This is a genomic window from Lysobacter rhizosphaerae (genome assembly GCF_054779795.1).
Window position 1 is genome coordinate 407,820 of sequence record NZ_BAAGXO010000007.1, and the last position, 16,804, is coordinate 424,623.

A 16,804-nucleotide genomic window follows, 5' to 3' on the forward strand; every position below is an offset into this window, starting at 1 on the left:
CGGCCCGGCGCAGCGCGCCGGGCGTTCGGATGGCCTGCGCGGCATGCCGCGCAAGCAGGCCATCCTCACCCTTGCAATTCGCGCAAGGTCACGCTGGGCGGTGCGTCCAGCACGCGCCGTGTCGCGAACAGGCCCGCGGCGAGGGCGGCGAGCATGCCCAGGCCACCGCCGGCGACGGCAAGCATCCAGTCCGGCTCCCACGGCAGGTCGAACACGCGCTCCGCGATGACGCCGGACAGCACCGACGCCGCGATCGCCGCGACCAGTCCCGCGAGCAGGCCGATCGCCGCGAATTCGGACGCCTGCGCCAGGCGCAGTTGCAAGCGGCTGCCGCCCAGCACGCGCATCACGCCGCCCTCGAGCAGGCGCTCGTCCTGGCTGGCGCTGATCGCCGCCATCAGCACCAGCACGCCGGCCGCGAGCGATAGCCAGAACACCACCTGCACCACCCGCGAGACCTGGTCGCCGGTGGCGCGTACCTGCGCAAGCACGGCGGCGACATCGATCACCGAAACATTGGGAAAGCGTGCCACCAGGTCGGCAGTGAAGCGGGTCTTCGCCTCCGGCACGCTGACCGCGGTGATGTGGCTCGCGGGGAAGCCGTCGAGCGTGCCCGGCGCGGCGACGACGAAGAAGTTGGGACGGAAGCTTTCCCATTCCACGCTGCGCACGCTGGTGATCGGCGCTTCCAGGCGTTGTCCGGCGATGTCGAAGGCGATGCGGTCACCGACCTTCCAGCCCAGCGACGCGGCGAAATCCTCCTCGACCGAGAACTGCGGCGCGACACGCGTACCCTCCTTCCAGAACGTGCCTGCAACCACCTTGTTGTCGTCACGCAGGACATCCGTCGTGGACAGATTGAATTCGCGCTCGCTGCGGCGTCGCGCGCGCGCTTCATCGGCATCCGTGTCGCCGCGGGCGGTTTGCGCCTGGGCTGCGGCATTCGCGACCGGCGCGCCGTTATGCGCGACCAGGCGCGCGCGCACCATCGGGAACAGCGTCGGCGTGGCCAGGCCCTGGGCGGCGATGAAGTCGCGCACCGGCTGCACCTGGTCGTCCTGCACGTTGATGATGAAACGGTTGGGCGCGTCCTGCGCGAGCGAGAGCTGCCAGCGGTCGAGCAGGTCGGTGCGCACGAACGTGAGCAGCAGCAGCGCCATCAGCCCGAGTCCCAGCGCGGTCACCTGCGCGACGCTGGTGGCCGCGCGGCGGCTGACGTTGGCCAGCCCATAGCGCAGGCTGCCGCGCAGGCGCGGACGCAAGCGGCGCACGACGACGATCAGCAGCCACGCCAGCAAGGCGAGCACGGCGAAGGTGGCGCCGATGCCGACCAGCATCGCGCCGCCCAGCGTCGCCGAGCCCGCCTTCCACCACAGCAGTGCGGCCAGCCCGGTGATGCCGGCGAGGGCGACGAACCATGCGCTGGGCTCGGTCGCGTCGAGGTCGTGGCGCAGCACGCGCAGCGCCGACACGCGTCGCAGCGCCAGCACCGGCGGTGCGCCGAAGGCGAGCAGCACCACCAGACCGACGCCAAAACCCTGCATCGCCGGCAGCCAACCGCTGGGAGGGATCGACAGCGACAGCACGCGCCCCAGCCAGTCGCTCAGCGCCCATTGCGCGGCGAATGCGAGCGCCACGCCGAGCACACTCGCCATCACGCCAAGCAGGAGCAGCTCACCGACATGGATGCCCACCAGGGTGCGTTGGCTCGCACCGAGGCACCGCATCACCGCAGCGCCGGACAGGTGGCGCGCACTGTGCCGGCGTGCGGCCATCGCCACCGCGATCGCGGCGAGCACCACCGACACCAGTGCGGCCAGGCCAAGGAAACGCGAGGCGCGTTCGAGCGCGGAGCGGATTTCCGGGCGCACCTGGCCGATGGTTTCCAGGCGTTGGCCCCGCCCGAGCGAAGCGCGCGCGGTGGCGACGAAGCGCTCGACCGCACCGGCATCACCGGCGACGACCAGCCGATAGCCGACCCGGCTGCCTTCCTGCACCAGCCCGGTCGCCGGCAGGTCGGCAAGGTTGAGAAACACCTTGGGCGCGACGTTGAAGTAATCCAGCGCGGCATCGGGCTCCTGCGCCACCAGCGCGGCCAGGCGCAGCGACGCATCGCCCAGGCGCACCGTGTCGCCGATCGCGGCGCCGAGCGTGTCGGCGCCCGCGCGGCTCATCCACACCGTGCCGCGTGCGGGAATATCGTCGGCATTGCGCTCCGCGCCGCGTCCGTCGAGCACGCGAAACGTCCCGCGCAGCGGGAAGCCGGGAGCGAGGGCGCGCAGGTCGCCCAGGCGCAGGCTGTCCGCATCGGCCTGCGCATCGTGCCCGGCACGGGCAACGCGGATCATCGAATTGAGTTCGACGGTCTCGGTCGAACGCAGGCCACGCATGGTCGCCGCCTTGCGCACCTCGCCGGTGATCGGCGCATCGCCGCGCACTACGGCATCGCCGCCCATCAGGCGATTGGCTTCGATCGCGAGCGCGCGCTCGGCGCGATCGGTGACGAAGCCGACCGCGGTCACCGCGAACACGGCGAGCGCCAGCGCTGCCAGCAGGATGCGGATGTCGCCGGACTTCAGGTCGCGCCGCAGCTGGCGCCAGGCAAGCGCGAGCGCGGAGCCCTTCACGCCGGCACCAGCCGGCCGCAGTCCAGCCGCAGCATGCGATTGCAGCGCTGCGCCAGGTGTTCGTCATGCGTCACCAGCACCAGCGTGGTGCCGGCCGCGGCATTGAGGTCGAACAGCAGTTCGATGATCGCCTGCCCGGTGCGCGTGTCGAGGTTACCGGTGGGTTCGTCCGCGAACAGCAGCGCCGGCCGCGTCACGAACGCACGCGCCAGCGCCACGCGCTGCTGCTCGCCACCGGAGAGCTGGCGCGGGTAATGGCCCAGCCGTTCGCCCAGCCCGACCTGCGCGAGGATCGCGCGCGCCGGTGTCTCCACGTCGGCATCGCCGCGCAGTTCCAGCGGCAGCATCACGTTCTCCAGTGCGGTCAGCGAGGGCAGCAGCTGGAAACTCTGAAACACGAAGCCAACCTTCTCGCCGCGCACGCGCGCGCGGCCATCCTCGTCGAGCTCGGACATCGGCTCGCCCTCGAGCACGACGCGACCGCTGCTGGGCACGTCGAGTCCCGCCATCAAGGCCAGCAGCGTGCTCTTGCCGGAGCCGGAGGCGCCCACTATCGCGACCGCATCACCGCGCTCGATGGTGAAGCCGACGCCCTCGAGGATGGTCAGTTCGCCGGCAGGCAGCGGCACGTGCTTGCCAAGACCGCTCACTTCCAGCGCGTGTCCCGCGTGCGCGGCGATCGCCGAGGCGGCATCGGCTTGAACGGACAGCGGATCGGCTCTATTCATCGCGGGTGTCCATCATGGCGGGCGACCCCGGTGTCGGGGTCGCGCCACCGCGGGTTCGACGGGAGAAGTGGATGAAATCAAGAGATAAGGCGCCGCTGCGCTGGCTTCAATGGCCGAAAGTCCGGGTGCAACTCGTCCTGCTGGCCTTGGCCCTCGCTCTGTTCGCCACCGCGCATGCCGCGGCCCCGCACAAGCTGGAGCCGCTGCCGCCGCCCACGGTGATGGTGTTCGGCGATTCACTGTCGGCCGCGTACGGGCTGGACGCCAGCGAGGGCTGGGTCGCGCTGACCGCACAGCGCCTGGCCCGGGCGAAACCGGGATGGCGCATGGTCAACGCCAGCATCAGTGGCGAGACCAGCGCGGGTGGCGCCGCCCGCGTAGTGAACGAAGTGGCGCGCGTGCGGCCGACGGTCGTGGTGATCGCGCTGGGTGCCAACGACGGGTTGCGCGGACTGCCGCCACGGGAAACGCGCCGCAACCTCGCGCGCATGATCGGTGCGGCACAGGGTGTCGGCGCGAAGGTGCTGCTGGTGGGCATGCGCCTGCCGCCGAACTACGGCAGCGAGTACACCCACGCCTTCGAGCAGAACTATCGCGACCTGGCGAAGCTGTTCGATACCGCCCTGCTGCCCTTCCTGCTCGAACCGATCGCGCGCGACCGCAGCTACTTCCAGGCCGACAACATGCACCCGGTGGCGGCAGCGCAGCCGCTGCTGCGCGACCATGTCTGGCGCGCGCTCGATCCGCTGCTGAAGTGAACGCCGCAGCGCCGCCCGGACCGCGCGACTAGAAGCCGTAACGCAGGAAACCGCCGTCCACGGCGATGCATTCGCCGGTGACGTAGCTCGACGCCGGCAGGCACAGGAAGGCAACGGCCCCCGCGACTTCCTCGGGTTCGCCGATGCGGCCCAGCGGCGTGCGCAGCAACACCTCGTCGAGGTAATCCGGATCGGCGAGCTTGTCGGAGGTGCGGCGCGTGCGGATGTACCACGGCGCCACGCAGTTGACGCGCACGCCGTCCTCCGCCCATTCCACCGCGAGGTTGCGCGTCATCTGGTGCATCGCCGCCTTGCTCATGCCATAGGGTGCGCCGCTGCGTACGTGGGTCACGCCGGACACGCTGCCGACGTTGACGATGCTCGACGCCGCATGGCGGGCAAGCAGCGGATGGGCGTAGCGCGAGAGTTCAAAGGCGGAGAACAGGTTGATCTCGAAGATCTGCCGCCATTCGTCCTCGGTGTAGTCGGTCGCCGGCTTGGTGACGTTGCCGCCGGCGTTGTTGACGAGGATGTGCAGGCCTTCGCCGAAATCCTCGACCCAGTCGAGCAGTTCGCGCCGCTGTTCGTCATCGGCGACGTCGGCAACGAAGGTGCTGACGTCGCGTTCGGGGAAGTCTTCCAGCAGCTCCGCGCGCGCGGTTTCCAGGCCGGTCGCATCGCGCGCGGCCAGCAGCACGTCGGCACCGAAACCGAGCAGTTCGCGTGCGATCGCGCGGCCGATGCCCGCGCTGCCACCGGTGACCAGGGCCAGCTGCCCGTCCAACCGCCAACGCTTGGGATCCATGAGCTCTCCGTTCTTGTCTTGGACGGCGCGGGCTGCCCGGCCTGCGCGACCGGCGTAGCATAGCCGCAGCCCCGACCGGAGAAGTGCCAATGGTTCGACCGTTGCTGTGTTGCGTGTTGCTCTTGCTGGCTGCGTGCTCCAAGCCGGAGCCCCCGGAAAAGGAGCGTCCGCCCAAGCCGCGGGCCGAGGGTCCGCAGAGCGACCTGGGCAAGTCGATCCAGGCGCCGCTCGACAAGGCCAAGGCCGTCGACGACGAAATGCAGAAAGCGGCGGACGAGCAGCGCAAGGCGATCGACGAAGCCACTGGCGGCTGAGCCGCGGGCGGCGCTGCCAGCCGTAAACAAGAACGCCCGGCGATGCCGGGCGTTTTGCTTGCTGCGATGCGCGCCTACAGCCCGGCGCCTACAGGCCGCAGAAGCAGTACGCGAGCGACTTCACCGGCACGCCGCGGGTCGGCTCGATCGCGCTTTCGAGGAAGCGCAGGTCCTTGGCGGTCTGTGGCAGGGCACGCGGCAGCAGCGTCTGCGCCATGCCCTGCGCGAACGACGAGTGCTGCAACCACTGCGCGCCGAGGCGGCTGCCGACGAAGCTGGAGAACAGCTGCGCGAACGGCGGCACTTCCTTCTCGAGATAGCGGACGCGGTAGCTGTCCGCCTTGCCGAGCTTGGCGCGCTTCGCGACATCGTCGATCGCGACCTGCAAGCCGCCGAAATCATCGACCAGGCCGCGCTCCTTCGCCTGCGCGCCACTCCACACGCGGCCGCGCGCGACTTCGTCGATCTGCTCGACGCTGCGCTTGCGCGCACTGGCGACGCGACCGGTGAAGTCCCGGTAGCCCTTGTCGATCACGGTCTGGATGACCTGGCCGACTTCCGGCTGCAGCGACCGGGTGATGTCGAACGCACCGGCGTACTTGGTGGTGCCCACGCCGTCGCTGTGCACGCCGATCTTGTCGAGCGAGCGCTGGAAGGTCGGAATCAGGCCGAAGATGCCGATCGAGCCGGTGATGGTCGATTCGTCGGCGTAGATCTTGTCGGCATTCATCGAGATCCAGTAACCGCCCGACGCGGCGAGGTCGCCCATCGACACCACCACCGGCTTGCCCGCCTTCTTGAGGCCGGCGATCTCGCGGCGGATCTGTTCGCTGGCGAAGACTTCGCCACCGGGCGAATTCACCCGCAGCACCAGTGCCTTGACGTGGTCGTCGTCGCGCGCGTCGCGCAGCAGTTCCGCGGTGGACACGCCACCGATGCGGCCGGGCGGCTGCTCGCCACTGCTGATTTCGCCCTCGGCCACCACCACGGCCACCTGCGGACGCTCGTCGATCGGATTCATGCGGGCGTTGAGGTGGCCGAGGTAGTCGTCGAGCGAGACCTGGCGGTACCCGTCCTCGGCATCGGCGTCGCTCGCGCCGCGTTCGGCCAGCAGGTCGCCGACTTCCTCGGCCGTCTTCAGCCCGTCGACGAGCTTCTGCTGCATCGCGTACCTGGCGATGTCGCCCTGTACCGCGGTGATGCCGGCCGGCAACTGGTCGATGCCCTCGGCGAGTTTTTTGGCGTCGAGCTTGCGCGCCTTGGCGATGTCGGCAAGGTAGCGCTGCCACACGTCGTTCATCCAGTACAGGTCCGCTTCCTTCGCCTGTGGCGAAGCGGCATCGAGCACGTAGGGTTCGGCCGCGGACTTGTATTCGCCGACCTTGAACAGGTGCACGTCGACGCCGAGCTTGTCCTGCAGGCCCTGGCGGTAGTACTGGCGATAACGGCCCAGGCCCTCGAGCAGCATGCCGCCCATCGGATCCAGATAGATCTCGTTCGCCTGCGCGGCGAGCAGGTACTGCTTCTGGTCCATCGTCTCGCTGTAGGCGACGACTTCCTTGCCACTGGCCTTGACCTTGGCGATGGCGCTGGCGACTTCGCGCAGCGAAGCCATGCCGCCGCCCTGCAGGCGATCGAGTTTGAGCACGACGCGGTCGATGCGCTTGTCGTCCTTGGCCGCGTCCAGCGCGCGCAGCACGTCGCGCAACTGGATCTCGTCGCCATCGCGATCACCGACGGCGCGCTTGAACGCGCGTTCGGCCGGATCGGATGTGAACTGCTCCACCAGCGGGCCGGTGGGTTCGATCACCAGCGCGGTCTCGTCGAGCAGCGGTTTTGTACCTCCGGCGCCCGCAATGATCAGCACGATGGCCAACAACAGCAGCAGCAGGCCGAAGAAGAGGATGTTGAGGACCAGCTTTCGGGTGAAGTTCATCACGTTCCACAGGCCGACGAAGAATTCGGCGATGGGGCCGCGACGGGCGCTGGGTCCTGTTGGGGTATTCATGCACTTGACTCCGGAACGATAGGAGCAGGTTACCCGCCTGCTGCCGGGGTTTCACCCGCCACACGTCATCGTGACCTCATGCCGGTAAAGCCGGCGTTGGCTACAGGCGGCGGCTCGAGCGCCAGAATCGCCCCGCCAGCAGCACCGCGGCCACGGTCAGGCCGCAGATCAGCCCCACCCACATGCCGCGCGGGCCCCATCCCAGGCCCAATCCCAGCCCCGCGCCCACCGGCATGCCGATGCCCCAGTAAGCCAGGGCGGCCAGCACCATCGGCACGCGCGTGTCCTTCAGTCCGCGCAGCGCACCCGCTGAAAGCACCTGCACGCCGTCGGGGAACTGGAACGCCGCCGCGTACAGCAGCAGCGACGCCGCCAGCGCCGCCACCGTGCCATCGGCGGTGTAGAAGCCGACCACGTATTCGTTGCCGGTGAGCAGCAGCAGCGCCGACATCGCCTGCGTGGCCAGGACGATGACGTAGCCCGCCAGCGCCGCGCGGCGCAGGCCGGAGCCATCGTCGCGACCCAGCGCATGGCCGATGCGCACGGTCGTGGCTTCGGCGATGCCCATCGGCACCATGAAACACAGCGCGGACACGTTGATCGCGATCTGGTGGGCGGCGGCGGGGATCTCGCCCAGGCGCCCGATCAGCAGGGCGGTGGCGATGAACAGGCCGCCCTCCATCGTCACCGTCACGCCGATCGGCAGGCCCGTGCGCAGCAGCGTGCGCAGCGTGGGACCGTGCGGAGGATCGAAGTGATCGAACAGTTCGAGGTCGGCAAAGCGCTTCGCCCGCCACAGGTACAGCGCGAAGGTCAGCGCCTGCGCCCACATCATCAGCGCGGACGCGATGCCCAGGCCGCCCGCGCCAAGCTCTGGAAACGGGCCGACACCGTAGGTCAGCGCGTACCCCAGCGGCACCAGCACCAGCAGGCCACCGAAGCCCAGCAGCATCGTCGGCAACGTGAAATGCAGGCCATCGCTGAGGTAACGCATGGTCAGGTACAGCGTGAGACCCGGCACGCCCCAGCGGATGCCGTGCAGGAACGCGATCGCGCCCGGACGGATCTCCGCCGCGATCCCCATCGGCTCCAGCGCGTGCACGCTGACGGTGAGGAAGGCGAACAGCGGCACGCCGAGCATCGCCGCCAGCCACAGTCCCTGGCGGAACAGCGCGCCGATTTCGGGTCGCCGTGACGCGCCATCGAGTTGCGATACCGCCGGTGGCAACGACATCAGCGTGCCCATCGCAATCATCATCGGCAGCCAGAACAACGCAGTGCCGACCGCGACCGACGCCAGCGTCGCCGTGCCGTGGTGGCCGGCGATGACGCTGTCGACGAAGCCGATCAGGCCGGTGGAGACGTGCCCGCCCACCAGCGGAGCGGCGAGCACGGCCGTGGTGCGCACTTCGCTGGCGAAGCGCGGCGCTGCCGGCAGGGTGGATTCAATGCTCATGCGGGGGATGGAACCGGAACTCCATGCAACGTGGCAACGCGCCGTTCCGACACGCTCCATTCCAACAGGCCAGCGGCTTGCGGATCATCGGCCGTAGGGTTGAACCGGGGGCCGCTGGCGCCGGGTCACGAGGGATCGCTATCTTAGCCGCCTGATGACGATGCCATATGACGGCACGGGGACACGGGGCATGGCTGGTACGGACGCGCAACACACGCCAACACACTGCGAGAACTGCGGCACGCCGTTGCAGGGCCACTATTGCCACGAGTGCGGGCAGTCGGTGCACAGCCCGACGCGACACTTCGGCCACGCGCTGGAAGAGATACTCGAGTCCTTCTGGCACCTCGATGGCCGCGTGTTCCGCACGCTGCGCGACCTGCTCGTCCCCGGTCGCATCGCCCTGAACTACCTCGCCGGGCAGCGCATGCGTTACATCGCGCCGTTGCGCCTGTTCGTGATCGTCAGCCTGCTGACGTTCTTCGTGGGCAAGCTCGTCGTGCACATGGACGAGCCCGCGATCCAGTTCGGCGGCGAAGGCGGGGCCGCCATGGCCCAGGCGAAGACCGCGGAGGAAGTCCGCCAGGTCGAGGACCGGTTGCTCAAGAAGCTCGCGGTCGAGGAAGCCAAGGCCGCGAAGGTGCCGGGCGTCAACGCCGCCCTGATCGCAACGCGCGCGCGCATCCAGGGCGAAGCGGCCTCGCGCATCGCCGAACTTGAAGCCAAGGCGGCCAAAGACGGAAAGACCGGCGGCAAGACCGGCAACGCGCCAAAGGCGGCGGCAAACACACCGGCCCCGGCAAAGGCGGCCGCCAGTGGCCCACCCGCCCCGGCTAGCGCCGCGACAACCACTGCCGCGGCAAAACCGGCGCCGGCCAAGGCCGACCGCGACGACCAATGGAGTTTCAACAACCGCCCGTGGGACGAGAAGACCAATCCGGTCAACGTGCCGCTGATGCCGGCCTTCGTGGATCGCTGGGTCAACCACAAGATCGCGCGCGCCCAGGAAAACCTGGAGCACATGGACGACAACCCGGACCAGTTCGTGCAGGCCTCGCTCGGCGCCGTCCCCACGGCGCTGTTCCTCCTGATGCCGGTGTTCGCGCTGCTGCTCAAACTGGCCTATCTCGGATCAGGACGGCACTACCTCGAGCACTTCGTCGTCGCCCTGTACAGCCATGCGTGGCTGCTGCTGGTGGGGCTCGTGATGTTCCTGATGAACGCCATCGACGATGCCTTCGCCGCCACCTGGGTCTCGGTCGTCACCGCCCTGGTCGATGCCGCGCTGTGGATCTGGATTCCGGTCTACCTGTTCCTCATGCAGCACCGGGTATACGGCGACCACTGGGGGGTGACTGCCATCCGTTACCTGGTGATCGGATCCATCTACATGGTCCTGGTGCTGTTCGTGGTCATGTTCGCGGTGCTGGCGGGGATCGTGGCGTGAGCCCAGCCGCCGGCGTGATCTACGAGGTGAACCTGGACATCGATGCCACGATCCGCGCGGAGTACCTCGACTGGCTCGCGGCCCACGTCGAGGAGATCCGTGCGCTGCCGGGCTTCCTGGGCGCGCAGGTGATGGAGATCGCCGATCCTCCCGCCGCGCAGGGCCGGATTGGCCTGTGCGTGCAGTACCGGCTGAGCGGGCAACCCGCGCTCGATGCCTATCTGGCCGAACACGCCCCGCGTCTGCGCGCCGACGGCATGGCCCGGTTCGGCGGGCGTTTCACCGCGTCACGACGGGTGCTGGCAACGCTGTCCTGACCCTCGCCAAAGGTGTCCGTGAAGGCATCCTGTCGTCACGGCGCTGACTCGGGGAAATCGAGGCTTGACAGCGCGCGATTTCGTGCTCCTCCAAGCGTGGCGCGGGCTGCGGGCAAATCAGTTGTGCACAGCAGTAACAATTTCGTCACCCGCCCCCGAAGGCCCACTTGCCAGGCTTCGGCTGCAACCGTGTTTCACGGTCAAGTTGTTGATTTTAAAGAACATAGCGGCATTGGCACTTTTTTAGCCAACCCATATGGGGGGCCTACGTTTCCTGCATTCCGTGCGCGTGAAGGGATTCACTCCACAGACTTATCCACAACTGGTGTGGATAAGCCCGAATCCCCTTTCATATCCGTCAGTTACGTGATGTACGTCATATTTGAGGGAAGAATGATGCGCAACTGCCATGCCGTTTGCCCGGGGTCGCGCGCCCTTTCCTGAATCCGCTTCCGGACGGGTAATTTTCACCAACATGACTCGGCGCGAGGCGCCGCGCACACTGTCCCTGATGACCGCTCCGTCCCTTGCTCCCACCCTGGTCTGGCACGTGGCCCTGCCCGTGCCGGTGCCGCGCCTGTTCGACTACCGGCCCGCCGATGGTGGGGTGACGGCGGCCGACGTGGGGTGTCGGGTGCGGGTCCCGTTCGGTCCGCGCGAACTGGTCGGGGTCGTGGCCGGGATCGGCAGTCCCGATGCCGATGCGCCCGCCGCCAAGGCCGGCCACCGTCTGGACGATGCGCCGCTGTTCCGCGGCGAGCTGCTCGAGTCGCTGCGCTGGCTGGCCCGCTACACCCACGCTCCGCTCGGCGAGGTCTTCGCCACCGCGATGCCGGCGCCGCTGCGCCATGGCGAGCCGCTCGCCGATACCCTCGCCTGGGGCTGGCGCCTCACGGAAGCCGGCCAGACCGCACTGCCGCGCCTGCGCGGCAAGCCGCGACGGCTGGCGGACCTGCTCGCCGACACCGCGCGCGACGAGGACGCGCTGGCCGACCTGCTCGACGACTGGCGCGCAGCCGCCCGCGCGCTGGCCGGGCGCGGACTGCTGGAACGCTTCGCGCTGCCGCGCCGCGCCGGCGAGCCCGGCTCCGTACGCAGCGCGCCGGTACTCAACCCCGAACAGCAATCCGCCGTCGACGCGCTGCTCGCCGCGCGCGACGGCTTCGCGCCGTTCCTGCTCGACGGCGTCACCGGCAGCGGCAAGACCGAGGTGTACCTGCAGGCGATCAGCGACTGCGTCGCGCGCGGGCGTCAGGCGCTGGTGCTGGTGCCCGAGATCGGCCTGACCCCGCAGACGCTCAAGCGCTTCCGCGAACGCCTGGGCGTGCCGGTACACGCGTTGCACTCCGGCCTCGGCGACGGCGAGCGCGCGCGTACCTGGGCTGCGTGCCTGCGCGGCGAGGCGCGGGTCGTGGTCGGCACGCGCTCGGCGGTGTTCCTGCCGCTGCCCGACGCGGGCCTGATCGTCATCGACGAGGAACACGACGGCAGCTTCAAGCAGCTCGACGGCATCCGCTACCACGCCCGCGATTTCGCCCTGGTGCGGGCGAAGGCGCTGGACGTGCCGATCGTGCTCGGCAGCGCGACGCCGTCGCTGGAGTCGTTGCGCAACGCACAAACGGGTCGCTACGCGCACCTGCGCCTGCGCACGCGCGCCGGTGTCGCGCAGCCACCGCGCGTCCGCGTGTGCGACGTGCGCAAGCGCCCGCTCGATGCGGGCATGTCGCCGGAGCTGTTCGAGGCGATCGCGGCCACGCTGCGCAACGGCTCGCAGGCGCTGGTGTTCAAGAACCGCCGCGGCTACGCGCCGGTGCTGCTGTGCCACGACTGCGGCTGGAGCGCGCAGTGCTCTCGCTGTGATGCCCCAATGACCGTGCACGCGGGCGGCCGCCGCCTGCAGTGCCATCACTGCGGCGCGCGTCGCCCCGCGCCGGATGCCTGCCCGGATTGCGGCGGCCTCGCGCTGCAGTCGCAGGGCGCGGGCACCGAGCGCATCGAGGAAGCGCTGGCCAAGCGGTTTCCCGACGTGCCCGTGCTGCGCATCGATCGCGGCAGCACCCAGCGCCGCGACGCGCTGGAGAAACTGCTGCACGATTTCGGCGAGGCCCCCGGCATCCTCGTCGGCACGCAGATGCTGGCCAAGGGCCACGATCTGCCCAACCTCACCCTGGTGGCCGTGGTCGGCGTAGACGAAGGCTTGTTCAGTGCCGACTTCCGCGCGCCGGAAAAGCTCGCGCAGCTGCTGATCCAGGTCGCCGGCCGCGCAGGCCGCGCCGCGCGCGCGGGCGAGGTGCTGCTGCAGACGCACCATCCACAGCATCCGCTGCTGGAGACGCTGCTCAATGGCGGTTACCACGCCTTCGCCGATGCCGAGCTCGCGCAGCGCGAGGCCGCCGCCTTTCCGCCCTTCGCGCATCTCGCCCTGATGCGCGCCGAAGCCAAGCAACTCGAGGTCACCCACGCCTTCCTGCAGGCGGCGAAGGTGGCGCTGCGCGATGCTGGCGGATCGCTGGAACTTCACGGTCCCTTGCCCGCGCCGATGCCGCGCCGCGCGGGCTACCAGCGCGCGCAACTGCTGTTGTCGGCCACGGAGCGACGAACACTGCATGCCGCGCTCGATGCGGCGCTGCCGGCGATTCATGCCCTGCCGGAGGCTCGCAAGGTGCGCTGGTCGCTGGATGTGGATCCCGTCGATCTGTATTAACGAAGCCGTTCGCCGTCATCAGCCGCGCGCGCGGCTCCAATTCCGCCGCGCTTCAAGTTGATCGCAGGCGGGTCGCTGGATGTGGATCCTGTCGATCTGTATTAACGAAGCCGTTCGCCGTCAGCCGCGCGCGCGGCTTCAATTCCGCCGCGCCTCAAGTTGATCGCAGGCGGGTCGCTGAATGTGGATCCGGTGGATTTGTATTAGCGGTCGCTTGGTCTTACAAAGCGGGCCTTACAAAGCGCGGGCTATTCGTTGCTATCACCCGCGCGCGCGGCCCGTGGTCTGTCGCTTTGGAAGATTTACGGCGGGCGGGGCGGGCCATTCCCATGCCGCGAACAGATACAACCCCAGCGCGATCAGCAGCGTCGCGCGCAGTCCGCACGCCATCGCCAGCAGCACCGCGACGATCGCCGCGATCACCGAAGCGCAGCCGTTGAGTCCCCACGCCCAGGGCACGAACGCAGGCGCGGTGCGCGCGAGCCGCGACAGGCCAAGCGCGAATGGCATGCCCATGGCGAAGGCGAGCGGCGCGATGCCGGCCACGCCCAGCGCCGCGCGCATCCCGGCCGGCCACGCGGCGCCGTAGTCGTATGCAACAAAGAACAGCGCGAACTGCCACGCCAGCCCGAGCGCGATGGCGCCCACGGCCCAGCGGATGCGCGCGACCAGCACCACCTCGTCCACCACGGCGCGCCGCGACAACCACCGTTGCGTGTACACGCTGCCCGCGCCCGCGCACAACAGGAACGCCGCCAGTCCCACGCCTGCCGCCAGCAGCGGATGCCCGACCAGCAGGGTCAGGCGCGACAGCGTGGCGATTTCGATCAGCAGGAACGCCAGTCCCAGGGCGAGGAAATAACCGCCCGCGCGCAGGCGCGACAAAGACCCCGCTCGCACGTCATGCGAACGCGGCAGGAAGCGCAGCGGCAGCAGCACCAGCAGTATCGCCAGCGGCACCGCCTGTACCAGTGCGGCGACCAGCAGCAGATAACCCGCGTCCAGCAGCACGGCGCTGCCCTGCCCGCGCAGCCGCCACAGTTCCGGCAGGCTGCGCCAGCGGAAATAGTCGCCGAAGTAGGGGCGGTCGTCGCGCGCGGGCACGATCGCGAAGCGATAGTCGCGCTCGTAATCGCGCGCCCGCGGCGGCAACAGCGCCTGCGTGCCGTCGAACAGGTACGGCGGTTCGAGCACGTGGAAACGCTGCGTCGGATCGAGGGGCATTCCCGCCGCGTAGACCGGATCGAAGCCGTACGCCGAGGCGAAGTCGCGCAATGCCCCAAGCTGCGCCGCCGTGAACGGCCGACGCGCGATCAACCACGTGCTGGCGTCCCAGTTGCGGATCGCCGCCAGTTGCGGCGCCGGATCGGCCACGCCGCGCTCACGCAACGCCGCGATCGCGGTGGCGAAAAGCTTGAGCTCGTCGCGCGGCGGCTGCTTGCTCCAGCGCGTGACGGCGAGCATGCCATCCGGCGACAGGCGCGCCAGGTAATCGCGCACCGCCTCGACCGTCAGCGCGTACTGCTCCGACGCCGCCTGCACGCCGGCGCCGCTGCTGGCGAAAGAATCGCCACCGGCCAGCACGATCAGGTCGTAGCGCGCGGCGCTGGCGCGCACGAAGGCGCGCGGCTCGGCGGCCGTGACGTGCACGCGCGGATCGCGATACAGGCCGCCGGCATAGCGGGTGAAATCCCGCCGCACCCAACGCAGCCGCTGCGGATCGAGTTCCACCGCATCCACCCGCTGCGCTCCGAGCGCCAGTGCCTGCAATACCTCGAGGCCGCCACCGGCGCCGAGTACCAGCACGGATCGCGGCGCGACCAGGCGATAAGGCAGCGCCGACGTCATCGCACCCAGCCATGCACGCGAATGCCGCGAGCCGTCGTCGTGCACGATCACCGACAGCGCGTCGCCGTCGGTGTAGAGGCCCAACTGCGGAGGCGGTTCGTCGGCGAACTGCAGGCTCAGGCCCGGCGCCTGGCGCAGCGGCACGCGCGGACTGTCGAGCACCGCCAACCAGCCATAAGGACCCGAGCGCTGCACCAGGATCCGCGCGCCGGGCAGCAGCAGGGTCCTGCTCAGGCCCTTGAATTCGTTCGGTCGCGGCGTCAGCGCATGGCTTGGCAACAAGGCGAGCAGCAGCGCCGCACCGACCACCGCCGCAGCCACCACTGCCGCGAAGGCAGCGCCACGACGCCTCATCACCAGCACCGCCGCGCCCGGACCACACAACGCGGCGAGCACCAGGCCGCGTTCGACCGGCAGGTATGCCAGCGCCAGCGCCGCCAGCGCTCCCACCCCGGCACCGAGGAGGTCGGCGCCGTACAACAAAGGGATGCGCTGGCCATGCCGGGCGAACGCCAGGCCGAAACAGCTGGCGGCAAAGAAGAACGGCACCGCCAACGCCAGGAACAGCGCGCCCAGCCACAGCAACTGGCGTGGATTCCACACCAGTTCCAGGCCGTTGAAGGGAATGCGGGCGGCGAGCGCCAGGGCCAGCGCCGCAGTCAACGCATACAACAGCGCGCAGCCGGCAAACGTCGCCTCGAACCGCGCGACCAGCCACGCGTGCGGACGCGCCCGCAGCCACATGCTCAGCCAGGTGCCGCTGGCTCCGTGCCCGAGCAGGGCGAGACTGATGATCATCGCGGCGAACGGGTACCAGTGCGCGATGGCGAGCCAGCGCATCAGCAACAACTGGTAGGCCAGCGCCGCGGCGGAAATCAGCGCGACGGCCAGCGCCAGTCGCCACGGCGTGCGGGCATCGCCGGCGGCGTCGATCAACTCGCATTCGCGTGCGGCAGGCATCGCAAGGGGTCGCGGCTCAATGCTCGCCGGTCAGCGGCACGAAGCGCACGGGCAGGACCTGGCGCGTGCGCACGCGCCCGCCGGCGTCCTTCTGCACCAGCAACAGCGTCTGGGTGAAGAAACTGCTGCCGACCGGAATCACCATGCGTCCGCCCGGCTTGAGCTGCGCCAACAGCGGCGGCGGAATCGACGATGCCGCCGCCGTCACCACGATCGCATCGAACGGCGCCTGCTCCTTCCAGCCGTAATAGCCGTCGCCGGTGCGCGTGGTGATGTTGCGCTGGCCGCGCAGCCGTTGCCGCGCCTGCGCGGCGAGCGGCGCCACGATCTCGATCGTGTAGACCTGCACGCCGAACCCGGCCAGCACTGCCGCCTGGTAGCCCGAGCCGGTACCGACTTCCAGGACCTTCTGTCCGGCGCGCGGCTGCGCCAGCGTGGTCATCAGCGCCACGACGTACGGCTGCGAGATGGTCTGGCCATAACCAATCCCCAGCGGGCGGTTTTCGTAGGCATAGTCGCGTCCGGCCACCGGCACGTAGTCATGCCGTGGCACGCGCCCCATCACCGCCAGCACGTCGCGATCGATCCGGGTGAAGCTGCCCGGTTCCGTATCGCTCTGCGCGCGCAACTCGGCAATGAGTGCACCACGCGGCGCCGCATAGGGATCCTGCGCGTGCACACCCGGGCTGCACACCAGCCATGCCAGCAGCAAGTACTGGCCGATGCCGGCGATGGAAGATCCGCCTCGCATGGCGCGACTGTAGGCGCCTGTCCGTTAGCGTCCCGGCAACGGTGCATGCGCCGATGACGGCATCCCGCGCTTCACGCACAA

General features: G+C 69.4%; 12 protein-coding genes. 5 read left to right on the forward strand and 7 right to left on the reverse strand.

Annotated features, from left to right (window positions below; translation table 11 throughout):
* Positions 1 to 65: 65 nt before the first annotated feature.
* Both ACYVGE_RS11005 and ACYVGE_RS11010 read right to left on the reverse strand, forming a co-directional pair.
* Positions 66 to 2,627, reverse strand: coding sequence for an ABC transporter permease (locus ACYVGE_RS11005; protein ID WP_460729832.1), 2,562 nt, complete (start codon positions 2,625 to 2,627; stop codon positions 66 to 68).
* Positions 2,624 to 3,355 (reverse strand): ABC transporter ATP-binding protein, encoded by a 732-nt coding sequence (locus tag ACYVGE_RS11010; RefSeq protein ID WP_460729834.1) that lies wholly within the window; start codon positions 3,353 to 3,355, stop codon positions 2,624 to 2,626. The genes ACYVGE_RS11005 and ACYVGE_RS11010 overlap by 4 nt, the downstream gene beginning before the upstream one ends.
* A gap of 71 nt (positions 3,356 to 3,426) precedes the next feature.
* Between ACYVGE_RS11010 and ACYVGE_RS11015 the strand changes: the two genes are divergently transcribed.
* On the forward strand, positions 3,427 to 4,113 hold the full coding sequence (locus tag ACYVGE_RS11015; RefSeq protein WP_460729836.1) for an arylesterase: 687 nt from the start codon (positions 3,427 to 3,429) through the stop codon (positions 4,111 to 4,113).
* 28 nt (positions 4,114 to 4,141) lie between these two features.
* Here ACYVGE_RS11015 and ACYVGE_RS11020 read toward each other — a convergent pair whose 3' ends face one another.
* Positions 4,142 to 4,918 (reverse strand): SDR family oxidoreductase, encoded by a 777-nt coding sequence (locus ACYVGE_RS11020; RefSeq protein ID WP_457096271.1) that lies wholly within the window; start codon positions 4,916 to 4,918, stop codon positions 4,142 to 4,144.
* A gap of 89 nt (positions 4,919 to 5,007) precedes the next feature.
* On the opposite strand from ACYVGE_RS11020, the gene ACYVGE_RS11025 reads away from it, so the two are divergent.
* Positions 5,008 to 5,232: a hypothetical protein gene (locus ACYVGE_RS11025; RefSeq protein WP_460729838.1), complete on the forward strand. Its 225-nt coding sequence runs from the start codon at positions 5,008 to 5,010 to the stop codon at positions 5,230 to 5,232.
* Between the two features lie 88 nt (positions 5,233 to 5,320).
* Here the strand turns inward: ACYVGE_RS11025 and sppA are convergent, their stop codons facing one another.
* Positions 5,321 to 7,240, reverse strand: a complete 1,920-nt coding sequence (gene sppA, locus ACYVGE_RS11030) for a signal peptide peptidase SppA (protein ID WP_460729840.1) — start codon at positions 7,238 to 7,240, stop codon at positions 5,321 to 5,323.
* Between the two features lie 100 nt (positions 7,241 to 7,340).
* Entirely contained in the window at positions 7,341 to 8,696 is a 1,356-nt protein-coding gene (locus ACYVGE_RS11035; protein ID WP_460729841.1) for an MATE family efflux transporter, read from the reverse strand.
* Between the two features lie 190 nt (positions 8,697 to 8,886).
* Here ACYVGE_RS11035 and ACYVGE_RS11040 point away from each other — a divergent pair, with 190 nt between their 5' ends.
* From ACYVGE_RS11040 to ACYVGE_RS11050, 3 genes are all read left to right on the forward strand, one after another.
* Positions 8,887 to 10,143, forward strand: a complete 1,257-nt coding sequence (locus ACYVGE_RS11040; RefSeq protein ID WP_460729843.1) for a DUF3667 domain-containing protein — start codon at positions 8,887 to 8,889, stop codon at positions 10,141 to 10,143.
* On the forward strand, positions 10,140 to 10,460 hold the full coding sequence (locus ACYVGE_RS11045) for a DUF4286 family protein (protein WP_460729845.1): 321 nt from the start codon (positions 10,140 to 10,142) through the stop codon (positions 10,458 to 10,460). Before ACYVGE_RS11040 ends, ACYVGE_RS11045 begins: the two co-directional genes overlap by 4 nt.
* Positions 10,461 to 10,971: 511 nt before the next feature.
* Entirely contained in the window at positions 10,972 to 13,164 is a 2,193-nt protein-coding gene (locus ACYVGE_RS11050) for a primosomal protein N' (protein WP_460729847.1), read from the forward strand.
* Positions 13,165 to 13,425: 261 nt separating this feature from the next.
* Here ACYVGE_RS11050 and ACYVGE_RS11055 read toward each other — a convergent pair whose 3' ends face one another.
* Positions 13,426 to 15,972, reverse strand: coding sequence for a spermidine synthase (locus tag ACYVGE_RS11055; protein ID WP_460729849.1), 2,547 nt, complete (start codon positions 15,970 to 15,972; stop codon positions 13,426 to 13,428).
* A 16-nt stretch (positions 15,973 to 15,988) separates the two neighbouring features.
* Entirely contained in the window at positions 15,989 to 16,723 is a 735-nt protein-coding gene (locus ACYVGE_RS11060) for a protein-L-isoaspartate(D-aspartate) O-methyltransferase (RefSeq protein WP_460729851.1), read from the reverse strand.
* Positions 16,724 to 16,804 lie beyond the last annotated feature (81 nt).

Coding starts and splice junctions, on each gene's coding strand:
- ACYVGE_RS11055 (WP_460729849.1), bottom strand. CDS start 15,972: ATGCCTGCCGCACGCGAATGCGAGTTGATCGACGCCGCCGGCGATGCC.
- ACYVGE_RS11050 (WP_460729847.1), top strand. CDS start 10,972: ATGACCGCTCCGTCCCTTGCTCCCACCCTGGTCTGGCACGTGGCCCTG.
- sppA (WP_460729840.1), bottom strand. CDS start 7,240: ATGAATACCCCAACAGGACCCAGCGCCCGTCGCGGCCCCATCGCCGAA.
- ACYVGE_RS11020 (WP_457096271.1), bottom strand. CDS start 4,918: ATGGATCCCAAGCGTTGGCGGTTGGACGGGCAGCTGGCCCTGGTCACC.
- ACYVGE_RS11060 (WP_460729851.1), bottom strand. CDS start 16,723: ATGCGAGGCGGATCTTCCATCGCCGGCATCGGCCAGTACTTGCTGCTG.
- ACYVGE_RS11015 (WP_460729836.1), top strand. CDS start 3,427: ATGAAATCAAGAGATAAGGCGCCGCTGCGCTGGCTTCAATGGCCGAAA.
- ACYVGE_RS11040 (WP_460729843.1), top strand. CDS start 8,887: ATGGCTGGTACGGACGCGCAACACACGCCAACACACTGCGAGAACTGC.
- ACYVGE_RS11025 (WP_460729838.1), top strand. CDS start 5,008: ATGGTTCGACCGTTGCTGTGTTGCGTGTTGCTCTTGCTGGCTGCGTGC.
- ACYVGE_RS11035 (WP_460729841.1), bottom strand. CDS start 8,696: ATGAGCATTGAATCCACCCTGCCGGCAGCGCCGCGCTTCGCCAGCGAA.
- ACYVGE_RS11010 (WP_460729834.1), bottom strand. CDS start 3,355: ATGAATAGAGCCGATCCGCTGTCCGTTCAAGCCGATGCCGCCTCGGCG.